The organism is Bacillus sp. JNUCC-21 (genome assembly GCF_041222765.1).
GTDB classification, from domain to species: domain Bacteria; phylum Bacillota; class Bacilli; order Bacillales; family Bacillaceae; genus Bacillus; species Bacillus velezensis.
The window spans coordinates 1090566-1111539 of record NZ_CP166019.1 but is presented as its reverse complement, the minus strand read 5'-3'; the positions used below and the strand labels follow the sequence as shown (position 1 = coordinate 1111539).

Below are 20974 nucleotides of genomic sequence, written 5' to 3'. Positions count from 1 at the left end.
CGGGAGCAGGCTTAATAAACTTGAATGTGCGAAAAAAAATCCTCCAAGACTGAGTCTTGGAGGATGATACGTTTATAGGTAGGTTTTAAATTCATCTTCAGTGCACATAACAAAGTGTCCCGGTTTCACTTCTCTGAATTCCATCTTTTCTCCGTCTTGCAGCTGATGAATGGACGGATCGTATTTCTTTCGCGTACGATTTCTTTCATAGTCCGGATCAGGGAGCGGGATAGCGGACAGCAATGATTTCGTGTATGGGTGAAGCGGGTTTTCGTAAAGCTCATCCGCCGGCGCAAGCTCCACCAATTTTCCGAAATACATGACGCCGATGCGGTCGCTGATGTATTTGACCATTGATAAATCATGGGCGATAAACAGGTAAGTGAGCCCTTTTTCTTTCTGCAATTCTTTCATTAAATTGACGACTTGCGCCTGAATGGAGACATCAAGCGCCGAAATCGGTTCGTCCGCGATGATAAACTCCGGATCAACCGCCAGCGCTCTGGCGATTCCGATACGCTGGCGCTGTCCGCCCGAAAATTCATGCGGGTAGCGGTTGGCGTGCTCTTTATTTAAACCGACCGTTTCCAGCAGTTCGTGAACCCGCTGCATCCGCTCTTTTTTCGTTTTTGCCAGGCGGTGAATATCTATTCCCTCGGCAATAATGTCGGCGACTGTCATTCTCGGATTTAAAGATGCGTACGGATCCTGGAAAATCATCTGCATTTTCCGGTTAAACTCCAGCAGCTTCTTGCGGGATTTTTTCCCGTGGACATTTTCCCCGTTAAAGAGAACTTCCCCGCCGGTTGCCTCATACAGCCGGATAATGCTGCGGCCCGTCGTTGATTTACCGCAGCCCGATTCTCCGACAAGGCCGAGCGTTTCGCCTTTATAAATATCAAATGACAAATCATCTACGGCTTTTACCGTTCCTTTCTGCGTGAAAAAATGCTGTTTTAAGTGTTTAATTTCGAGAAGTTTCTCAGTCATTTTTTTCACCTTCCTTCATTAAAACAGGATGCTGATACGTATTCGGAAGCTGACGGATTTTAGCCTTCACCGCTTCAGGCGGCTCGACCTTAGGCGCATCAGGATGCAGAAGCCACGATTTCACGAAATGCGTATCAGACACTTTATACATCGGCGGTTCCTGTTCAAAGTCAATTTTCATCGCATATGAGCTGCGGAGCGCAAATGCATCCCCTTTCGGAGGGTTCGTCAGATCAGGCGGCGTGCCCGGGATGGCCGTCAGTTTTTCCTGATCGGTGCTGTCCAGGCTAGGCATTGAGGCAAGCAGTCCCCACGTATACGGATGGCGCGGATCATAAAAGATTTCATCCACCGTGCCCGATTCGACGACCTGACCCGCGTACATGACAGCGACCCGGTCGGCGACATTGGCGACAACGCCGAGATCATGCGTGATAAAAATGATAGATGTATCAATTTTCTTTTGCAGATCTTTCATCAGCTCAAGGATCTGTGCCTGAATCGTCACATCAAGAGCTGTTGTCGGTTCATCGGCAATTAACAGTTTCGGATTTGCCGCAAGCGCCATCGCGATGACGACACGCTGTCTCATCCCGCCTGAAAATTCATGGGGGAATTGGCCGATCCGTTTTTCGGGCATCGGAATCCCGACGAGATCAAGCAGCTCTATGGCGCGCTTTTTCGCGGCTTCACTTGAGATTTTTTCATGTTTGAAAAGCACTTCCGTAATTTGTTTGCCGACTCTCATCGTCGGGTTCAGAGAGGTCATCGGATCTTGGAAAATCATTCCGATGTCCTTTCCTCTGATGGCCTGCATTTCTTTTTCGGACATCGGCACGATATCGCGTCCGTCAAAAAGAATCTGTCCTCTTTTAAAGTAGCCCGGCGGCATCGGGATCAGCTTCATAATCGCTTGGGAGGTCACACTTTTTCCGGAACCTGACTCCCCCACGATCGCAAGCGTCTCTCCTTTATTCAAATGGAAATTCACGCCGCGGATTGCCTGTACCTCTCCGCCGTATGTTTTAAATGAAATGGCTAAGTCTTTTACTTCTAGCAAACGTGTCACTCATATCACTCCTTATTTGCGTAACTTAGGATCCAGCGCGTCTCTTAACCCATCGCCGACAACGTTAAAGCCGAACATCGCCAGGCAGATAAAGCCGGCAGGGAAGAACAGACGCCAAGGGTAATAGGTTAATGCAGGCAATCCGTCTGAGGCCATCGTTCCCCAGCTCGCAAGCGGCGCAGGTACGCCGAGGCCCAAATAACTTAAAAACGCTTCTGTAAAAATCGCCGTCGGAACCGTCAGTGTCATCGTTACGAGGATAGAGCCCATCGCGTTCGGGACGATATGCTTAAACAACAGCCGGCCGGTTTTGGCGCCGAGTGTCTGTGAAGCAAGCACATACTCCTGATTCTTTAATTGCAGCACCTGTCCGCGGACGATCCTCGCCATATTGATCCAGCCCGTGATCGTCATGGCGACGATAATGGTCAGCAATCCTTTCGGCAGGACAACCATCAGCAAAATAACCATTAATAATGAAGGAACAGCCCACAGAATGTCGGCGATGCGCATCATCACTTCATCTGTGCGTCCGCCGCGGAATCCGGAAATGCTGCCCCAGATTACGCCGATTAATAAATCAAGCACGGCAGCTGCAACACCGATAAAGATAGAAATCCGCGCGCCCACCCATGTCCGGACGAATATATCCCTTCCAAGGTCATCCGTGCCGAACCAATGATCTTTCGACGGCGCTTTATCCGCATTTAATAGATTGGTAGTGGCATAATCATACCTTGAAAAGACAGGCGCAAAAATCGCCATCAGAATAATAAGAACGATCAGTACGAACCCGACCATCGCAAGCTTATTGCTGCGGAAGCGGAGCATGGCGTCTTTCCAGAGGGAAAGGCTTTTTTTATTTATTTTTTCGGCATCGCCGGCATTAGCTGAAGCTGGTTCAAACATATTTTTAGGAATGTTCTGCATGGTCTAGGCTCCTTTCTTTGCTTTGGAAAGCTTGATTCTCGGATCGATTAATCCGTACAGCACGTCTACAATTAATACGCATAAAAGCAGAAGCACGCTGAAGAACACGGTAACTCCCATAATGACCGTATAATCACGGTTTGTAATGCTGTTTACAAAATGCGCGCCTAAACCGGGAATTCCGAAAATGGATTCAATGATGAAACTTCCCGTTAAAATGGATGCCGCCATCGGCCCCATATATGTCACGACCGGCAAAAGCGCGTTTCGAAGCGCATGGCGCACGGTGACTGACGGACGGGAAAGTCCTTTAGCTGTTGCAGTCCGTATGTAATCGCTGTTTAACACTTCAATCATGCTTGAACGGGAGAGTCTGGCAATGAACGCCATCGGCATGGAAGCGAGCGCAATAGAGGGCAGAAAGGTGTATGCCCAGGATTCCCACCCTGCGACCGGGAACAGTTCTAATTTAATTGAGAAAATATATTGCAAAATCGTCGCCAATATAAAGCTCGGAACTGAGATCCCAAAGATCGTTAAAATCGCAATGGTATAATCCTGCCATTTATTATGGTACAGGGCAGCAAGCACCCCGAAAAGCACACCGAACGCTAAAGCGAGGAGAATAGCTTCTGCACCGAGAGTGAATGAGACGGGGAAGCCTGAATTGATTAAATCATTAACACTTTGGCCTTTATATTTAAAAGAAGGTCCGAAGTCCCACATCGCTACAGATTTTAAGTAGCTGACATATTGAACGAAAAGAGGCTTGTCCAGGCCATAGTGTTCGTTTAAGTTTGCCTCAATTTCAGGCGGCAGCTTTCTTTCGCCGGAAAATGGTCCGCCCGGCGCTGCCTGCATTAAGAAGAATGTGGCGGTCACAATCACAAACAGCGTGATGATCATGTAAATGAATCGTTTACCGATATATTTCAGCAAGGTGAACACCTCCATGTTTTTTACAATTTTATACTTAATCAGTAAGAAAGGTATATGGGGACATCCTCCCCATATACCTTGGGTCTTTTGTTTTCAGAACCGTCTTTTATTCAAAAGAAGCATTTCTGAAGTAAACTTCGCCTGTTCCTGTCAAGATCACATTTTTGAGGTTTTTATCCTGCACCCAAGGATCCGTATAGAAATAAACTGGCGCGACCGGCATTGCGTCAATAAAGATCTTTTCTGCTTTTTTCAGCTCTTCGATACGTTTATCCGGATCCGTTTCAAGCTGAGATTGGTTCAGCAGCTTTTTAAACTCAGGATCTTCCCATCCGGTATCATTGTTTCCGCCTTCTTTATCACGGAACAATTCTAGGAAGTTGATCGGATCGTTGAAATCGCCGAGCCAGCCCATACGCCCGATTTGGTAGTTCTGGCTGTGCAGCTTGTCGATGTAAACATTCCATTCGGAGTTATCAAGCTCAACTTTGACGCCCAAGTTCTTTTTCCACATTTCCTGTACGGCCTGCGCGATTTTCGCATGCGCGTCATCCGTATTGTAGGACAGTTTGATCGCCGGAAGGTCAGAGGCATTCTTGACGCCTAATTCCTTCAGTCCTTTATTTAAGAATTCTTTAGCTGATTTGACGTCATTGTCTTTGAAATAACCTTTTGTGTTATCCTTGAATCCCTTCATTGACGGCGGCACCGCAGCCATGGCCGGGATCTGTTCGCCCTGCGTTACATTTTTCACGATGGACGAGCGGTCGATCGCATAAGCAAGGGCTTTACGGATGTTGACATTGTTCAGCGGTTTCTCTTCTGTGTTGAATTTGTACCAATACACGCCTGCGATCGGTTCAACGTGAAGAGATCCGTCTTTTTTCAATGTCGGCAGAGATTCAGTCGGAAGCTGGCCGAGCGGCATTCCTGCCCAGTCAAGCTCACCGGCCTGGAATTTTTTCAGTTCGGTGTTGTTATTGTTAATCATCACCATGTTGATTTTCTTCAATTTCACAGCGTCTTTATCCCAATATTGATCGTTCTTTTCGAGCGTGATGGAACCGCTGTGTTTCCAGGCCGTCATTTTGAACGGGCCGTTTGACACATAATTTTCGCCCGCGTTTGTGTTCCAGTTTTTATGTTTTTCCGCGATTTTCTTGTTGATCGGCATATACGTATAGAATGAAGTTAATTGCGTGAAATAAGGTGTCGGGTTATTCAGTTCAACCTTTAATGTTTTGTCATTTACGGCTTTTACGCCTACATCATCAATCTTTCCTTTTCCTGTATTGGCAGCTTCAGCGCCTTTGATGTAGTAGAGCTGATAAGCGTATTGTGATTCGTTGTTCGGGTCAAGCGCCCATTTCCACGCATATTCAAAATCCTGCGCCGTCACAGGGTCGCCGTTAGACCATTTCGCACCGTCACGAATCGTAAATGTATAGGTCTTTCCGTCTTTGCTTGTTTCAATTTTAGATGCCATTCCTTCTTCAGGCTCACCTTTGGAGTTTACGCGTGTCAATCCTTCAAAAGTCTGGCGGATTACGCCTCCTGAAACGGAATCATTCGCTAAACCAGGATGCAGTGAGAACGGCTCGGTTTTAATATTGATATTAAGTGAAGTCTGTCCTTTGGTGTCTTTTTTACCGCCGCCTGATCCGCCGCTGAATCCGCCGCACGCACTTAATACAAGCGAGAAGATAAGCATCAAACCTACAATAGACCAACGCTTTTTCATGCACTAACCCCCTAATCAAATTTTTCAGCCTTTACTACTAAATACTCAGAAATATCAGACAAAATAACTTAATATTTTTCTAAACTTTAATTGTGTTCCGTCTTTTCTGATTATTTTATGTAAAGAAGCTGTAACAATAGAGTGAACAAGTTCATTATAATGAAATGAATAATTTATTGCAATACTATTTTCTCAATTTAAAATATTTAAATTTGGTCAGTTTTTCTGTCAAAAAGGTGATACACTTCTATAGTTTAAAGCATGACCTAACTAAATTTTTTTATTGCAATTTCCAGTTCATATTGCTTTTTACATATAATATTCGTTATACGAAATGTTGATATGCGTTATCATTTAAGCATTTTCAGTTCTTTTTGAGGATTTCCAGCCCTTAAGCAAACTGGAAATAAGCTTGTATTCCTCTGATGACATTTGGCTATAATTGATTTATAATAGATCAATCAAATACATTTGTTGTGATTGCGATGATGAAGAGTAGTACACATTTTCATCCGTTTGAAGAGAGTCTGCGGTGCTGGGAGCAGGTAACGGGCGATGTGGAATGGACTTCTGAGCAGCTGACCGAACGTTAGTAGGCCCAGCCGGAGCAGCCTCCGTTACCAACGTCTCGAGCGATTCCATTGTAATGGAATAATCAGGGTGGCACCACGGTTCATTCGTCCCTTTTTTCTACGGGAAGAATGGGCTTTTTTTATTATGTTTTAAGAAATGAGGTAAGAACTATGAAGAAAACGATTTTTTCTGGCATTCAGCCGAGCGGTTCCGTTACCCTCGGCAACTACATCGGCGCAATGAAGCAATTTGTTGATTTGCAGCATGACTACAACGGCTACTTCTGTATTGTCGATCAGCATGCGATTACGGTTCCGCAGGATCGGCTTGAGCTGCGGAAGAACATCCGCAACCTCGCGGCTCTTTACCTGGCCGTCGGACTTGATCCCGAGAAAGCGACCCTCTTTATCCAGTCGGAGGTTCCCGCTCATGCCCAGGCGGGGTGGATGCTCCAATGCGTCGCATATATCGGCGAGCTTGAGCGGATGACGCAATTTAAAGATAAGTCAAAGGGCAAAGAAGCCGTCGTGTCAGGACTGTTAACCTATCCGCCGCTGATGGCCGGCGATATTTTACTGTACGGAACGGATCTTGTTCCGGTCGGAGAAGATCAAAAACAGCATCTTGAACTGACCCGCAACCTGGCGGAACGCTTCAATAAAAAATACAATGACATCTTCACGATTCCTGAGGTGAAAATTCCTGAATCAGGCGCGCGCATCATGTCACTGGCTGATCCGCTCAAAAAAATGAGCAAATCAGATCCGAACCAAAAGGCATTCATCACGCTGCTTGATGAGCCGAAGCAGCTCGAGAAGAAAATCAAGAGCGCCGTGACTGATTCTGAAGGCATTGTAAAGTATGATAAAGAAAACAAACCGGGCGTTTCTAATCTTTTGACGATCTATTCTATTTTAGGAAACACATCAATTGAAGAATTAGAAGCTAAATATGAAGGCAAAGGGTACGGTGAATTCAAAAGCGATTTAGCCGAAGTCGTTATCGGCGCATTGACACCGATCCAAGAGCGCTACCGTGAATTAATTGAGAGCGACGAACTTGACCGCATTCTCGACGAAGGAGCGGCGCGCGCAAACAAAACGGCCGGCAAAATGGTGAAGAAAATGGAAAACGCCATGGGTCTCGGACGGAAAAGAAGATAAAGAAAAGAGGCGGGAGAATCCCCGCCTCTTTTTTAGTTCACTTTTGATTCCTGCTCCATTTCCCAAAGCTTTTCGAAAAACGGCTGCCCTTTAATCAAATTTTCACAGAACGCAAGATGTTTATCTGACCAGCCTTCAATTGTTTCATTGTAAAGCATGTCCCAGATCTCTTCAAAGCTCATCCGTTTGATCTGCTCATACATATGCGGATTCCATTCCGTGTACCAATACACAATTTCCGCACGGTTTTTCAGCCCTTTCAGCTGGTCGAGCGCCATAAACATCAGCTGCTTGATCTGCCGCTCTTTTCTCGTCAGCCCTCTGACGTGCTCCGGCGCCAATGACAAAATGTGATATTCCTTTGAAGACTCCAATTGCGCCGGCTCAAATTGAAACGATTCCGGTTCTACATCCTTTACCATTTCATAAACAAGCTGCTCCTGTCTCGGAATCAGGCGGCTCTTTCTGACCGGAATGGTATACCCGATCGTATCCACGGCAATGATGCCGATCCCGTCTGTCACGACAAAACAATACTCCAGCTTTGTCCGCTCATGATTTTTTCGCACGTATGACTTTTGGTGGACTTGGTCAAGCAGCTCTTTCGGAAGCTCTGATAAGTCGTTTTCTATGTAATGAAATAATACCGACGGCACTCTGAGCAACGGCGTCTGATCCAAAAGTTCAACCGTGTCTTCCTTCCGCCATTCGTGAAAATGGCATACATTGTAGCCGTTTTCTTCCCCTTCAAACCAATTGACCCATACATCATGAAGAAATAACATATTCGACCCCTCACTTTACAAAAACTGTTGTCCACAGTATAGGCAAGGGGTAGATAAATTATTCCATTTTAATATGAGATTTCCGCAATACGGAACTGGATTTCTGACTGCATCGCAACAAAAAAATCTCCCGTTCCGTCCGGGAGATCATTTCACATTTTTCGGATCAAGCGCATCACGCAGCCCGTCTCCGACAAAGTTAAAGCACAATACGGTAAGAAGGATCAACAAACCTGGGAATAACGGGTACCACCAAGCCTGAATCATAAGCGTAAAGTTCTGTGCATCCTGAAGCATATTGCCCCAGCTTGCGATCGGCGGCTGAATCCCGAAACCGAGATAACTTAATGTAGATTCCGCCAAAATAACCGTTCCCACCTTTAATGTGGCTGAAACAATAATCGGTCCGAGCGCATTCGGCAATATATGAGAAAAGATGATGTGATGATTTTTTGTACCGATCGTCTTTGCAGCTAATACAAACTCTCTGGAACGAAGCGATAAAAACTCCCCTCGGACAAGGCGTGCCGTTGTTGTCCAGCCTGTAAGGGAGAAAATTAAAATTAATTTATCCATTCCGGGCTGAAAAATCGTAACAAGTGTAATAAGCAAAAATATATCAGGTATGGATAATACGATATCAACGGTTCTCATGAGAACGGCATCGACAATTCCTTTAAAATATCCGGCAACGGCTCCGACAACTGTCCCGATTGTAATCGCGCCGATCACAGAAGCGAATCCGACAAGCAAGGAGACGCGCGCCCCGTACAGAACCCTCGTAAAGATGTCTCTTCCGAATTTATCAGTTCCCATTAGATGTTTTAAGCTCGGCGGCTTCAAACGATTGATAAGAGATTGACTCTCCGGAGAGTAAGGAGCGATTACCGAAGCGAATAAGGCTGACAAGATGATGATGGTTAATATAACGGCTCCGATTACAGCTAGTTTATTTTGAAAGAACTTTTCGAAAAAAATCTTCGTCATTGTTTCCGGTTTGGATTGAATATTTTCCTTTAATTTTACTTCGCTGGGGGGTGTGCCGGTATTTGGCTGTAACATTTGACCTCTCACCTCTCTTTGTTAATATTCAATGCGGGGATCAACCAGCGCATATAAGATGTCCGCAATTAAATTCCCCACCACAACCAAAACAGCTGAAATGACCGTCATGGCCATGATAACCGGATAATCCCGCGAAAAGGCTGAATCAATAAACAATTTGCCGAGACCCGGCCAAGTAAAAATCTGTTCTACCACTACCGCTCCCCCGATAAATGACGGTATCATCAGACCAAAAATAGTGATGACAGGAAGAAGTCCGTTTCTCAAACCGTGTTTAAAAATCACTTTATTATCTCGGAATCCTTTCGCACGCGCCGTTCGTATATAATCCTGTTTTAACACATCAAGCATACTGGATCTTGTGTATCTCGTTATCCCTGCCATGTCTGCCGTGGCGAGCACAAAAGCAGGCAGAATCAAGTGATGCAATCGGTCAAATATGTTAAAGTCAGCATTCAAAGTGCTTACTCCGCCAGTGGGAAACCACCCCAGATTTACAGATAAAACCATGATTAAAATCAAACCGAACCAAAAATTCGGAATGGCGAGCCCTAAAAATGAAGTAACAGTTATCCCGTAATCCAATTTTGAATAAGGACGCTTCGCTGACAGAACACCAAATGGAATAGAAATAAGAAGAGCGACAAGGGTTGAGAAAAGCATAAGCACAATCGTATTCGGTAAGCGGGATAAGATAAGTTCAGAAACTGGAGTGCCTTTCTTGACGATAGAAGTCCCGAAATCCCCTTGCAGCATATTCCCCAGCCATTTCACATATTGAACAGGTTCCGGATCATTCAACCCGTATTTTTCAATGAATTTTGCCCTGTCCGCTTGACTGATTGTAGGGTCCATCATAAGTGACATCGGGTCTCCCGGCGCTGCTTTCATGATGGCAAACGACAAAATTGTAATGCCTAAGAGAATCGGCAAGGACATTAATGTTCGCCGTAAAATATATGTAACCATGTTCTTGTCCCCTTTTTAAATAGGATAAGAGAGGAAAGGAACCTCCTTCCCTCTCCAGGGCTTTTGCTATTTTTGATCCAGCCACCATTTTTCAATATTGTACAAGTCATTTTTAGGGTGGAATACATAGCCTTGTAAATTATTCGGCATCGCTCTGTGGTAATTGTAATAGAATAAGAAGCTGTACGGCTGATCTTCAGCAATCAATTTGTATATCTCTTCATACTTCTTTTGGTATTCTTTTCTGTCTGTAATTGTCTTCGCTTCTTCAAGCAGCTTATCGACTTTCGGGTTTTTATACCAGATATTATTCAGCCCGTTTTTCGATTGGCTTGAATGGAAGATAGAGAACTGATCCGGGAACGTTGCAAGACTCCATCCGAGAAGAAGAGCGTCATAATCCCAATTAGGGGCACTTGTCTGTTCGATTAACGCACTGAATTCAACAATTCGCGGTTTAGCCTCGATTCCCACTTCTTTTAATTGCTGCTGAACGACAACAGCTAAATCTTCACGAATTTTATTGCCTTGATTCGTTTTAATTTCAAATGAGAATTTTTTTCCGTCTTTATCAAGGTAGCCGTCACCGTCATGGTCTTCCCATCCGGCTTCTTTTAGCAGCTGCTTTGCTTTTTTCGGATTATAATCAAATGTCGGCACTTTAGACTTCGGATAATTCCATGACAGCGGACTCTCAGGAACATCCGCTACCTTACCGTCTCCGTTCAGCACTTGATCCACCATTGCCTGCCTGTCAAGAGCGTAAGTCAATGCCTGACGCACTTTTTTGTCTTTAAAGATCTCTTTTTTCTCATTCCAGCCGATATAGCTGTAGTTTAAACCAAGGTCAGATTTGACCTTCACATTTCCAAACGTTTTAACCGTATCAAAATCTGTGCCCGGCACAACGAAGAAATCAATATCCCCCGCTTTTAACTGAGCCACGGCCGCGTTAGAATCAGGTATTGTTTTTACTGTCACTGTATCAAGGTAAGGTCTGCCGCCAAAGTAATCATCATTTGCTTCCAGTTTGACATACTCGCCCTTTTTCCACTCAACAAACTTAAACGGACCGGAACCGATTGGATTTTTACGGTTAAATTCATTCTCTCCCAGATCTGCAACCGGCACCTTACCCAATATATGTTTTGGCAAAATGCCGTAACTGTCGAGAACGACATTATAGAAATAGGCATCTTTTTTCTTCATTTTAAACTGAATTTCATATTTTCCTTTTTTCGTTACGGATTTAAGGGACTCAAAACCCGAGCCACGCTCACCGTTGTAATCCTTGTTAAGAGGGATGCTGTAGGTGAAAACAACATCATCGGCCGTCAGCTCTTTTCCATCATGGAATTTCACGCCTTTTTTCAGTTTTACATCATACGTTAATCCCCCGTCAGCTTCTGTTACTTTTTCAGCCAGCGACGGCTTGACGTTTAATTTCTCATCAGTTTCCAATAATGTGCTGTAAAGCATTCCTTCAATATCAGAACTTGCAACATCGGTAGAATAAAGTGGATTAAAAAGTGTGGGTTCCCCGGTTGACCCGACAACCAAATCTCCGCCTTTTTGCGGTTTTCCTGCCGGTTTGGATTCGGTGCTTGTGGATTTTGAGCCGGAGCAGGCTGACAGGAAGATGGCAAACGCCATAAAAACACTTAGCATCATCAGTGCGCTTTTACGTAATTTCATATCAATTCCCCCTTTGTGATATATATGCAGCAAACTGGTTATGTAATCCGGCATACCCCCTCTCGATGCTTGTCATTTCAGGCATATAAATGGCAGGCGACGTAATGGCCGGGAGCGGCTTCTTCAAATGCCGGGATTTGTTCCTTGCAGATCGGTTTGGCCATCGGGCACCGCGTGTGGAACACGCAGCCTTTCGGCGGGTTTGCCGGGCTTGGCAGTTCTCCTTTCAGGATGATTCGTTCCCGCTTGACGGCGTCTTTTTTTCTCGTGACGGGCACTGAAGACAAAAGCGCTTGCGTATAAGGGTGAAGCGGATTGCCGTACAGCTCGTGTTTATCGGTCAGCTCCATCATTTTTCCCAGATACATGACGCCGACTCTGTCGCTGATATGGCGGACAACACTCAAATCATGAGAAATAAACAAATAGGTCAGGTTGAATTCATCCTGCAGTTCTTCCATCAGATTGATGACCTGGGCCTGAATGGAGACATCGAGTGCGGAAACGGGTTCATCCGCAATAATCAGCTCGGGATTCAACGTCAGAGCCCGCGCAATCCCGATCCGCTGGCGCTGCCCTCCGGAAAATTCGTGCGGATAGCGGTTTGCAAAGCTCGGATGAAGGCCGACTTTCGCCAGCAGCTCCTCCACCCGCTCGTTCCGCTCGCTCATGCTGTACATATGGTGAGTCTGGAACGGTTCTTTAATAATGGAACGCAGCGTTTTCCTCGGGTTAAGGGATGCGAAGGGATCTTGGAAGACCATCTGGATGTTTTTGCGGACGCTTTTTCTCAGCTTTTCTTCAGATAAGCCGGAGATATCCTGACCCTTAAATAGAATCCGGCCGTCTGTCGGCTTGTATAAACGGATCATCGTCCTTCCCGCCGTTGATTTGCCGCATCCTGATTCACCGACGATGCCGAGCGTCTCCCCGCGCTTCAGTGAAAAAGAAACACCGTCAACAGCCTTTATATCACCGACTTTCCTTTGAAAAAAACCGGAGCGGATCGGGAAATATTTTTTTACGTCTTTCAGCTCTAAAATCGTTTCTTGGCCTGCAGCTGTCATTTTGATTGGGCACCCTCTTCCTCATATAAAAAACATCTTACAGAACGGCCGCTTTCATGCGTTATCAGCTCCGGCTGCCCTGTTTTACATTTGTCCATCGCTTTTGAACACCTCGGGGCGAATCGGCAGCCTTCCGGAAGATTATCCGGTGTCGGGACACTGCCTTTGATCGCTTTTAATGTATCAATCTCTCCATCTATCACCGGTATGGAGTTTAACAGCCCTTCGGTATACGGATGAAGAGGGTTTAAAAATAAGTCCTCCACACTCGCGCTCTCTACGACTTGTCCGCAGTACATCACGATCACCCTGTCGGCGGCTTCGGAAACCACACCTAAATCGTGAGTGATCAGCAGAATGGAAGTATCGAATTTTTTGCAGAGGTCTTTCATCAGCTCCAATACTTGGGCTTGTATCGTCACATCAAGCGCCGTCGTCGGCTCATCAGCGATCAGAAGCTTCGGATTGCAGCTGAGCGCAATGGCGATCATCACCCTCTGTCTCATCCCTCCGGAAAGACGGTGCGGATATTCTTTCATTACTTGTTCCGCTCTGGAGAATCCGACGAGTTCCAGAAGCTCAACGGCTTTTTTGGACGCTTCTCTTTTATTCATTTTTTTATGGTATTCAAGCACTTCGGTAATTTGTTCGCCGATGGTCAGCACCGGATTCAGGGAAGTCATGGGCTCCTGAAAGATCATAGAGACGTCATTTCCGCGGATTTTGCAATATTCGTTTTCGGTGAAGGAGGCCAGGTCCCTGCCTTCAAGCTTAATCGATCCGTCCATAATTTTTCCGCCCGAGCTTTGGACAAGTCCCATAATAGAAAGCGAGGTGATGCTTTTGCCCGAGCCGGATTCTCCTACAAGAGCGACGGTTTCGCCTTTGTTAATGTGAAAATCAACCCCGTCGACTGCGGGGATCGGCTGTTTCTTTCTGAAAAAATAGGTCTTTAAATTATTCACTTCTAATAGTGTGCTCATGATACGCCCCTTTCTCATTCCGCTGAAGCAGAGGGAAACATACGTTTCGCTATCACAAAATATAGAATAGTCGAAAAATTTTATAGTTGTATATTATTACATCATTATTACAAAAGCAAGAATTTTTTAGGATAAATGTAATATCCTTAAATAATTTCCATTCTTTTAATCTATTAATGCGTTGCCTCCAGAAAGGTTTTTGAAGGGATGGCCAATGCTTCTTTTACTGTTTTTTGATGGTCGGTTAAATATTTTTTTACTATATTGAATCCGACAGCATAGCCGAGCATTGAGGGGAAGTATCCTTTTCCGTATAACAGCTGGGAAAACATTCTGCTGTCTCTCGTTAAGCGGAGGTTCGGCTTGACTCTTTTTTCAAACAGAAAATCAAGCTGCTCAGGCGTATAGTAGGACGTCCATTCCGCCGTAAGACTTGAGCCGAACCGCTCATATACAGCATATTCTGCCAGCCCCTCCATCATGATTGTATCGAGAAATGTCTCATCTTTTTCGTCCTTTGTCACATGTTCTAACCGGCAGACGTGATTATATTCATGTGTCATAAGGGCGGATACAGCTGAATTGGAACTATCCGACGATAGAAAGAGGAACATTTTGTCCCGAAAGGCCAGACCGGATTTTGATCCGAATTCCTGACGGATTTTCCGGTTTCGTTCATCGACGGGCAAAACTACGATCGGCACGTCCGGCCCGTTCCACTTCTCTTTTAAATAGGCTTCCTCCTTTTGAATATGACTGTAGCATCCTTTTTCTTTCAGCCGTTTACTGGTCCTGACGCCGTCCTTCAAATGGCGGAACATGCCGTGGTTTTGCAGCATGCCGAGTATCGGCTTCCACTCTTTCTTATCGGCCCCTGAAAAAAGCGGCAAAAGATGCGGGGCCAGATTATTTACGGATGCCGCCTTTTCCATCCATTGATATGTCTGCTTGACGCTCATACCGGTTCGCCTCCTCTTGTTGTTATCATATGCACGCACAAAAAAACCGGCCACCTTTTTCAGGCAGCCGGTCAAAACTGTATTATTGATATTTTTTAAAGATCAAAGTGGCATTATGTCCGCCGAAGCCGAGCGAGTTGCTGAGAACGACGTTGACATCCTGCTCGCGCGCTTTGTCCGGTACATAATCTAAATCACACTCTTCATCAGGTGTTTCGATGTTAATCGTCGGCGGGATAATGCCGTCTTTAATGGCCATGACGGAGAAGATTGCTTCAATTCCTCCGGCAGCGCCTAACAAATGACCCGTCATTGATTTTGTCGAACTGACGGCAAGCTTGTACGCATGATCACCGAAAACGGTCTTAATGGCTTTTGTCTCGTATTTATCATTGTAGTACGTGCTTGTGCCGTGAGCGTTGATGTAATCAATTTCTTCAGGCTTGATGCCCGCATCTTTGATTGCTTCCTGCATCGCTCTCGCACCGCCTTCCCCGTCTTGGGCAGGTGCGGTAATGTGGTAGGCGTCACCCGTTGAGCCGTAGCCGACAATTTCCCCGTAGATTTTCGCACCGCGGGCAAGGGCATGCTCAAGCTCTTCAAGCACGATGATCCCCGCGCCTTCTCCCATGACAAAGCCGTCACGGTTTTTATCAAACGGGCGGCTTGCCGTTTTCGGATCAGGATTTGTAGAAAGGGCTTTGTTTGCACTGAAGCCTGCAAATGACATTCTTGTCAGCGGCGCTTCTGTTCCGCCCGTAATCATCGCATCGGCATCGCCGCGCTGAATGACTTTAAACGCGTCACCGATAGAGTTCGTTCCCGTCGCACATGCCGTCACCGTACAGGAGTTGACTCCTTTTGCTCCGAGAGCGATTGAGATTTGGCCTGTCGCCATATCAGGAATCATCATCGGAACAAAGAACGGGCTGACCCTTCTCGGCCCTTTTGTCAGGAAGATTTCGAATTGGGATTCAAGCGTTTCAAGACCGCCGATTCCGGACCCGACCCAAACGCCGACTCTCGGCGCGATCTCGTCTGTGATGTTAAGACCGGCATCTTGAACGGCCATTTTCGCGGCTACGACAGCGTATTGCGTGAAGCGGTCCATTTTTCGCGCTTCTTTTTTATCCATGTGATTTTCAATATTGAAATCTTTCAGTTCAGCAGCTACTTTCGCCGGATACTCGTCCGATTCCACACGTGTGATCGGTCCGATTCCGGATACGCCGCCGATTGCATTTTTCCAGCTTGTTTCGGCGTCGTTGCCAAGCGGAGACAGGGCTCCAAGCCCTGTAACGACTACTCTTTTTTTACTCATCTTGTGTGCACCTCACTTTTTTTTATCGTCCCCAGCGTATTGCTATGGCGCCCCATGTCAATCCTCCGCCGAAACCGACCATGACGATGACGTCGCCGTCTTTAATTTTGCCTGCTTCCAGTTCCTCTACTAATGAAATCGGAATGGATGCTGCGGATGTGTTTCCATATTTATGGACTGTTTTAGACATCTTTTCAACCGGAAGCTCCAAACGTTCCCGTGCCGCTTCCATGATGCGGATGTTTGCTTGATGCGGAATCAAAAAGTCTACGTCCTCTTTGGAGAGGCCGGCTTTTTCAATGACATTTACACTCGATTCACCCATTTGCCGGACGGCGAATTTGAATACTTCTCTTCCATGCATGATTGTATGCCCTTTTTCATCTAAGTACAAGTGCTGACCGCCTGTACCGTCTGCTCCGAGCTCAAATGACAGTATGCCTCTGTCGTCGCTGACCGGTCCGATGACCGCCGCTCCGGCTCCGTCTCCGAACAGCACAGCCGTATTGCGGTCGTCCCAGTCGGTAATGCTTGAGAGCTTTTCCACGCCGACCACGAGGACATGTTTGTATGTTTGCGATTCAATGAATTGTTTGGCGGTTACGATACCGTACATAAAACCCGCACATGCGGCGCTGATATCCATCGCGCACGCTTTTTTGGCCCCGAGCTTCTCTTGTATCATACAGGAAACGGTAGGGAAGGACTGGTCAGGAGTAACCGTCGCCACGAGGATCATATCAAGCTCCTCAGCGGAAATGCCGGCCTGATCAAGCGCTTTTTGCGCAGCCTCAGCGGCCATGCCGGATGAATACATATCTTCCGCGGCGATTCTTCTTTCTTCTATACCTGTTCTCGTACGAATCCACTCGTCCGATGTATCTACCATTTGTTCAAGATCATGATTTGTCAGCACTTTTTCCGGGATGTAACGGCCGACGCCAAGAATTCCAGCTTTCATTGGAAAGACTCCTTTTTTATAATGAATTTAAAACTAATTAGTTATGATCAATTATTAGTATCAGGTACTAATTCTACCCTATTTTTTTTCTGTTGGCAATATATTCGTCTAAACTATCGGACGCTGCTCCTCATAGAATAAAAGGAAGACGAAAGGAGGCTTCACTATGGATATTTTCTCCAAAATGATGTTCGGCGATTCCAGAGACCGGGATAAAGAACCGGAAGAAAACCCGGAGCAGCCTCAGGCTGAAAACGAAGAAGAGATCGATTACAACCACGTGATGAATCAGCTGGGGTCCATCATGAACTCTCTGGATCAATTAAAGCCCGTATTTAAAGACTTCGCGCCGATGGTGTCCGCTATAAAGAAAAAAATCATGTGAAAAGCCACTTCATGAAAAGTGGCTCTCTTTATTTATTCAGCTCCCCGGCATCAGATCTGCCAAGCTCATACGCTTCCGCCATGACCGATGTAAACAGGTCCATAAACGGCTGAATCATTTCCATAGACAGATCTATGCCGGATTTCTCAAGCTCCGCCTTTGCTTCCGGCAGGTATTTCATCGCGATCTGCATAAATTCAAGAGACTTTTCATGCTGCATGTGTATCCACCTCTATTCATTTGACGGCAGTTCATTTGTTCGGTTATACGTTTTTACAAGGTCTGAGATTTTGTCTTGAAATGCTTTGTCCACCAGAGGGCTGAACGTCCCCATTTCAACGACTCCTTCCCTGAAATCAAAGTTGTGATCTCCGCTCTTGAGCGTACCTTTATTATATTGCTCGGCAATTAATGTATAGGCTTTATCTACGTTTTGCACCGTGCTTGTCAGCACCGTGTTTTTGCCGAGATTCGATTGCTCGGCGACATAGCCGATGGCGTAAAGCCCGTCTTTTTTGATTTGCTGAATGACAGGAACATTATACCCGTCTCCGGCCGGATATACAACATCCGTGCCTTCCGCTTTTAACTTCTCGTAAAGATGCAGCGCTTCATTGCCGTTATCCCAGTGGTCCGTAAATTCAGTGTTGACGGTGATATCAGGCTTTTCATATTTCGCCCCTTTGATAAAGCCGTCTACTTCAGGCTGCCACAAAAAGGAGGCGATGACGCCGACCTCATTGGTTTTTGACATATGGGCGGCTGTCATTCCCCCGAAAAAACCCATTGCTTCTCCCATAAGATGAACGCTTGTGACATTATCGCTTTTCGCCGTTCCGTTTGCGACGACGAATTCCATGTCGGGATAATCCTTGCTGATCATATTGAAGATTTCCTCGTATTCATTTCCGTGCCCGTATAAAAGATTGACTCCTTTTTTATGAAAATCATCTATCGCTTTTAAAATATCTTCATCGGATCTGATATTTTCTTTATAATAAACGTCAACGTTAAATTCAGATTGTATCGCTAATAAACCTTTGTAACCTTTTGTGCCCCATACCAAGTCACTGATGGTATCGGGAAAAAGCATTCCGACCTTCTCAATTTTTCCTTTAAACGGAGTTTGTGCGCATCCGCTCAATAAAAGGAGGACAGAAAAGATCATGACAAGCCTGGTGATCAAGCCATGTTCAACCCCTTTTCAAACTCATAACATGTATAATTGATATACGTTTATTGTAGCGGTAATGCACATAACATGGAAGGTATTTCTTAAAAAATGTCGAATATTGATGAAAATTGTCTTTTCCATTCTTTAATTTTTTCTTCCGCTTCCGTTTTTTGCGTTTTTTCTTTTATTTCCAGGGTAATAATCTGATTTTCGTCTTCTGTGCCGTATGCCTCAAGCTGATTCATCAGCCCGCAGACTGCGTCTTCTAAAAAGATCCTGCTTTCGCCATCTTCTTTTGCTTCTGTCCACGGACCGTAAAGGGGAGGAAGGATAATCGCTTTTGCCGTATCCCGCTGACCGTTTTTTTCCCAGTCTCCGTGATCCTCACTGTAAACAATCCAATATAAAGGCTCAGCCCTTTCTTCAGGCAGACACCCGCTCCCGTATTGAACGCAGATACGATCGTATTCCTTTTCACCGATTTCATCTATTATTTGAAAAAGCCCGTTTCTCGCGAGCCACATTAAACGTTCTTCTAAATACAGCTGCCTCGTTTTGTCCTCCGGTTCTGCCAAAATGACATCAACATGCACACCCTCATCCATCAACCGTTCGCACAATGAAAGGCCGAGAAATTCATCTGCTCCAATGATCAGCGCTGTCTTCATCACATCTGCCGCCTTTCCGGTTTTTCATTCGCACACAAGCCAAACAGCCCTCTGAAAAGAGATGGCTGTTGTATTCTATTCATTACAGGTCTTTTTCATGACTGCGGAAAAACCGGCAGATGGCTCTGTACATACGCGCAGGGTTCTCAAGCAGGTGATACGTGATATCAGTCTTGCTTCCGGTCTTTTCCCGGGCTTCTTTATACGCATTCGCATGCAGGGTGTACGGGTACGGCGCTCCGGTCGTTCTTTGCCATATATGTACCGGCACGCGGGTGCGGCAGCCGGTAATGGTCTGATAGCTCAGTGAGCTTGCCTCTTTTTCAGAAACACCGAAGCTCTGTGCCGTTTCCCTCAGAAACTGCTTATAAAAAAACTTATTTTCTTTCTCTGATTCAAAATGGGCTTGAAGGTCAAGACAAGGATCTAACATTGCGGCTGAACGGATATGCTCCGCTGAAGACTGCAGCAATTGATCGGCGATAAGGGCGCCCATGCCTTCTGCGAGCAAGTGTATTTTCGGATTGAGGGTTTCTTGTTTCAGCACATAATGCATCAGCTGTCTGGCGTAAAGGACGGCTTTTTCCGAACCCCAATGCCGTCCGTATAAATTGCTGTTAAAAATGGTGTATCCTCTGTCAAGCATCGTATTTAACAGCTGGTTTCTCCCTTCATGTTCGAGCCAAAAGCTTGAGTCCCGGCTGACAAAGTGGGTTCTGTCCCCCAGAATAAAGATACAGAAGCCATTCGGCCGATACGGCAGATGGATGACGTTCAGCTCAGATCCGAATTGGAAAAATCTTTCCGTAATCCCCATGCCTGCCCGCCTCCTTTTACTCCTAATCTCTCTATTGGCTATCATATGTAAGAAGAATGAAAACGGATCGGATAAACTCCTATTTGCTGCTATGTTTTGGCTATTATCCCGAGCACAGGAACCGAATTTTCCATCAGACGGCCGGACAGGCGGGCAATGTCAGTTTCAGGCGCGCTTTTTGATGAGAAAATGACCTTCCGCCCGCGCTTTATGTATGGTATGATACAACGTAGAATAAAATGAAGGACGAGGTGGAAACGTGCGGTTTATTATCGGTTTTATTTGGACGTTCCTTTTAACACATATGGCCTGCTATTTGGTCGCCTCCATGAACAGCGCGGCGTACAATTTCAAGCAATCATCCGTTATTGCCGTAGTTATTGCGGTGCTTGTCTTTGTTCTTGCGGAGATCATGCCTGTCAAACAGGATGCAAGCCAGCATTAAATAAAAAAACCTGCTATTCAGCAGGTTTTTTTGTGTTCACGGTTTTCGTTGATACGTCCACAATCTGTTGTGGTTTGAAGTTTCAGGGAACATTTCCCCCACCGTAAGCTTGATTTTTTGCGGATTTTTGACCATGCTTCCCGTTTCGCCGATTTCAACGTACACACCGTTATTCGGCGCTTTTTGTCCCGGGCGGAATTGATGCTGCTGTCCCACGTCATTTCCTCCTTTTTCTTTTTTATGTAGTATGCGCTTGTATGCGGAGAAATATTAAA

At 45.7% G+C, this 20974-nt stretch carries 22 protein-coding genes and 1 other annotated feature; of the genes, 3 read left to right on the top strand and 19 right to left on the bottom strand.

Going from position 1 to position 20974, the window contains the following annotated elements:
* Nucleotides 1-72: 72 nt before the first annotated feature.
* The 5 genes from oppF to JNUCC21_RS05730 all read right to left on the bottom strand — a co-directional run bounded on the left by oppF (nucleotide 73) and on the right by JNUCC21_RS05730 (nucleotide 5669).
* The gene (gene oppF, locus JNUCC21_RS05750; protein ID WP_012117283.1) at nucleotides 73-990 is read right to left on the bottom strand and encodes an oligopeptide ABC transporter ATP-binding protein OppF; all 918 of its coding nucleotides are present in this window, start codon (nucleotides 988-990) and stop codon (nucleotides 73-75) included.
* A complete protein-coding gene (locus tag JNUCC21_RS05745) occupies nucleotides 983-2059 on the bottom strand; it encodes an ABC transporter ATP-binding protein (RefSeq protein WP_003155039.1) in 1077 nt (358 codons plus the stop codon). Before JNUCC21_RS05745 ends, oppF begins: the two co-directional genes overlap by 8 nt.
* A gap of 12 nt (nucleotides 2060-2071) precedes the next feature.
* Nucleotides 2072-2989, bottom strand: coding sequence for an oligopeptide ABC transporter permease OppC (oppC, locus tag JNUCC21_RS05740; protein ID WP_007409113.1), 918 nt, complete (start codon nucleotides 2987-2989; stop codon nucleotides 2072-2074).
* Nucleotides 2990-2992: 3 nt separating this feature from the next.
* Nucleotides 2993-3928, bottom strand: coding sequence for an ABC transporter permease (locus JNUCC21_RS05735; protein WP_015239567.1), 936 nt, complete (start codon nucleotides 3926-3928; stop codon nucleotides 2993-2995).
* Between the two features lie 106 nt (nucleotides 3929-4034).
* Nucleotides 4035-5669, bottom strand: coding sequence for a peptide ABC transporter substrate-binding protein (locus JNUCC21_RS05730; protein ID WP_025284554.1), 1635 nt, complete (start codon nucleotides 5667-5669; stop codon nucleotides 4035-4037).
* A 476-nt stretch (nucleotides 5670-6145) separates the two neighbouring features.
* Nucleotides 6146-6357: a binding site (T-box leader), on the top strand.
* 55 nt (nucleotides 6358-6412) lie between these two features.
* Here JNUCC21_RS05730 and trpS point away from each other — a divergent pair.
* Complete coding sequence (gene trpS / locus JNUCC21_RS05725) at nucleotides 6413-7405, top strand: tryptophan--tRNA ligase (protein WP_014304785.1); 993 nt, start codon at nucleotides 6413-6415, stop codon at nucleotides 7403-7405.
* 32 nt (nucleotides 7406-7437) lie between these two features.
* Here trpS and JNUCC21_RS05720 read toward each other — a convergent pair whose 3' ends face one another.
* From JNUCC21_RS05720 to JNUCC21_RS05680, 9 genes are all read right to left on the bottom strand, one after another.
* Nucleotides 7438-8190 (bottom strand): YjbA family protein, encoded by a 753-nt coding sequence (locus JNUCC21_RS05720; protein ID WP_007409116.1) that lies wholly within the window; start codon nucleotides 8188-8190, stop codon nucleotides 7438-7440.
* A gap of 147 nt (nucleotides 8191-8337) precedes the next feature.
* Complete coding sequence (opp4C, locus tag JNUCC21_RS05715; RefSeq protein WP_007409117.1) at nucleotides 8338-9252, bottom strand: oligopeptide ABC transporter permease; 915 nt, start codon at nucleotides 9250-9252, stop codon at nucleotides 8338-8340.
* 21 nt (nucleotides 9253-9273) lie between these two features.
* Nucleotides 9274-10224 (bottom strand): ABC transporter permease, encoded by a 951-nt coding sequence (locus tag JNUCC21_RS05710; protein WP_003155051.1) that lies wholly within the window; start codon nucleotides 10222-10224, stop codon nucleotides 9274-9276.
* Nucleotides 10225-10290: 66 nt separating this feature from the next.
* Nucleotides 10291-11919, bottom strand: a complete 1629-nt coding sequence (locus tag JNUCC21_RS05705) for a peptide-binding protein (protein ID WP_007409118.1) — start codon at nucleotides 11917-11919, stop codon at nucleotides 10291-10293.
* A 77-nt stretch (nucleotides 11920-11996) separates the two neighbouring features.
* Nucleotides 11997-12986 (bottom strand): ABC transporter ATP-binding protein, encoded by a 990-nt coding sequence (locus JNUCC21_RS05700; protein ID WP_003155053.1) that lies wholly within the window; start codon nucleotides 12984-12986, stop codon nucleotides 11997-11999.
* Nucleotides 12983-13969: an ABC transporter ATP-binding protein gene (locus JNUCC21_RS05695; protein WP_012117279.1), complete on the bottom strand. Its 987-nt coding sequence runs from the start codon at nucleotides 13967-13969 to the stop codon at nucleotides 12983-12985. Before JNUCC21_RS05695 ends, JNUCC21_RS05700 begins: the two co-directional genes overlap by 4 nt.
* A 173-nt stretch (nucleotides 13970-14142) precedes the next feature.
* The gene (locus JNUCC21_RS05690; protein ID WP_150941116.1) at nucleotides 14143-14928 is read right to left on the bottom strand and encodes a DUF2268 domain-containing protein; all 786 of its coding nucleotides are present in this window, start codon (nucleotides 14926-14928) and stop codon (nucleotides 14143-14145) included.
* 82 nt (nucleotides 14929-15010) lie between these two features.
* Entirely contained in the window at nucleotides 15011-16249 is a 1239-nt protein-coding gene (fabF, locus tag JNUCC21_RS05685; protein ID WP_007610580.1) for a beta-ketoacyl-ACP synthase II, read from the bottom strand.
* 22 nt (nucleotides 16250-16271) lie between these two features.
* The gene (locus JNUCC21_RS05680) at nucleotides 16272-17210 is read right to left on the bottom strand and encodes a beta-ketoacyl-ACP synthase III (protein WP_007409122.1); all 939 of its coding nucleotides are present in this window, start codon (nucleotides 17208-17210) and stop codon (nucleotides 16272-16274) included.
* A gap of 166 nt (nucleotides 17211-17376) precedes the next feature.
* On the opposite strand from JNUCC21_RS05680, the gene JNUCC21_RS05675 reads away from it, so the two are divergent.
* Nucleotides 17377-17595, top strand: coding sequence for a hypothetical protein (locus JNUCC21_RS05675; RefSeq protein ID WP_007409123.1), 219 nt, complete (start codon nucleotides 17377-17379; stop codon nucleotides 17593-17595).
* A 28-nt stretch (nucleotides 17596-17623) separates the two neighbouring features.
* On the opposite strand, the gene JNUCC21_RS05670 is transcribed toward JNUCC21_RS05675, so the two are convergent.
* From JNUCC21_RS05670 to JNUCC21_RS05655, 4 genes are all read right to left on the bottom strand, one after another.
* Nucleotides 17624-17815, bottom strand: coding sequence for a ComZ family protein (locus JNUCC21_RS05670; RefSeq protein ID WP_003155061.1), 192 nt, complete (start codon nucleotides 17813-17815; stop codon nucleotides 17624-17626).
* Nucleotides 17816-17827: 12 nt separating this feature from the next.
* On the bottom strand, nucleotides 17828-18781 hold the full coding sequence (locus tag JNUCC21_RS05665) for a BMP family ABC transporter substrate-binding protein (RefSeq protein WP_007409125.1): 954 nt from the start codon (nucleotides 18779-18781) through the stop codon (nucleotides 17828-17830).
* Nucleotides 18782-18870: 89 nt separating this feature from the next.
* Complete coding sequence (locus tag JNUCC21_RS05660; protein WP_007409126.1) at nucleotides 18871-19437, bottom strand: hypothetical protein; 567 nt, start codon at nucleotides 19435-19437, stop codon at nucleotides 18871-18873.
* An 82-nt stretch (nucleotides 19438-19519) separates the two neighbouring features.
* Nucleotides 19520-20254, bottom strand: coding sequence for a hypothetical protein (locus JNUCC21_RS05655; RefSeq protein WP_059367238.1), 735 nt, complete (start codon nucleotides 20252-20254; stop codon nucleotides 19520-19522).
* 259 nt (nucleotides 20255-20513) lie between these two features.
* Between JNUCC21_RS05655 and JNUCC21_RS05650 the strand changes: the two genes are divergently transcribed.
* Nucleotides 20514-20699, top strand: coding sequence for a YjzD family protein (locus JNUCC21_RS05650; RefSeq protein WP_007409129.1), 186 nt, complete (start codon nucleotides 20514-20516; stop codon nucleotides 20697-20699).
* A 36-nt stretch (nucleotides 20700-20735) separates the two neighbouring features.
* Here the strand turns inward: JNUCC21_RS05650 and JNUCC21_RS05645 are convergent, their stop codons facing one another.
* The gene (locus JNUCC21_RS05645) at nucleotides 20736-20915 is read right to left on the bottom strand and encodes a YjzC family protein (RefSeq protein WP_003155070.1); all 180 of its coding nucleotides are present in this window, start codon (nucleotides 20913-20915) and stop codon (nucleotides 20736-20738) included.
* Between the last annotated feature and the right edge of the window lie 59 nt (nucleotides 20916-20974).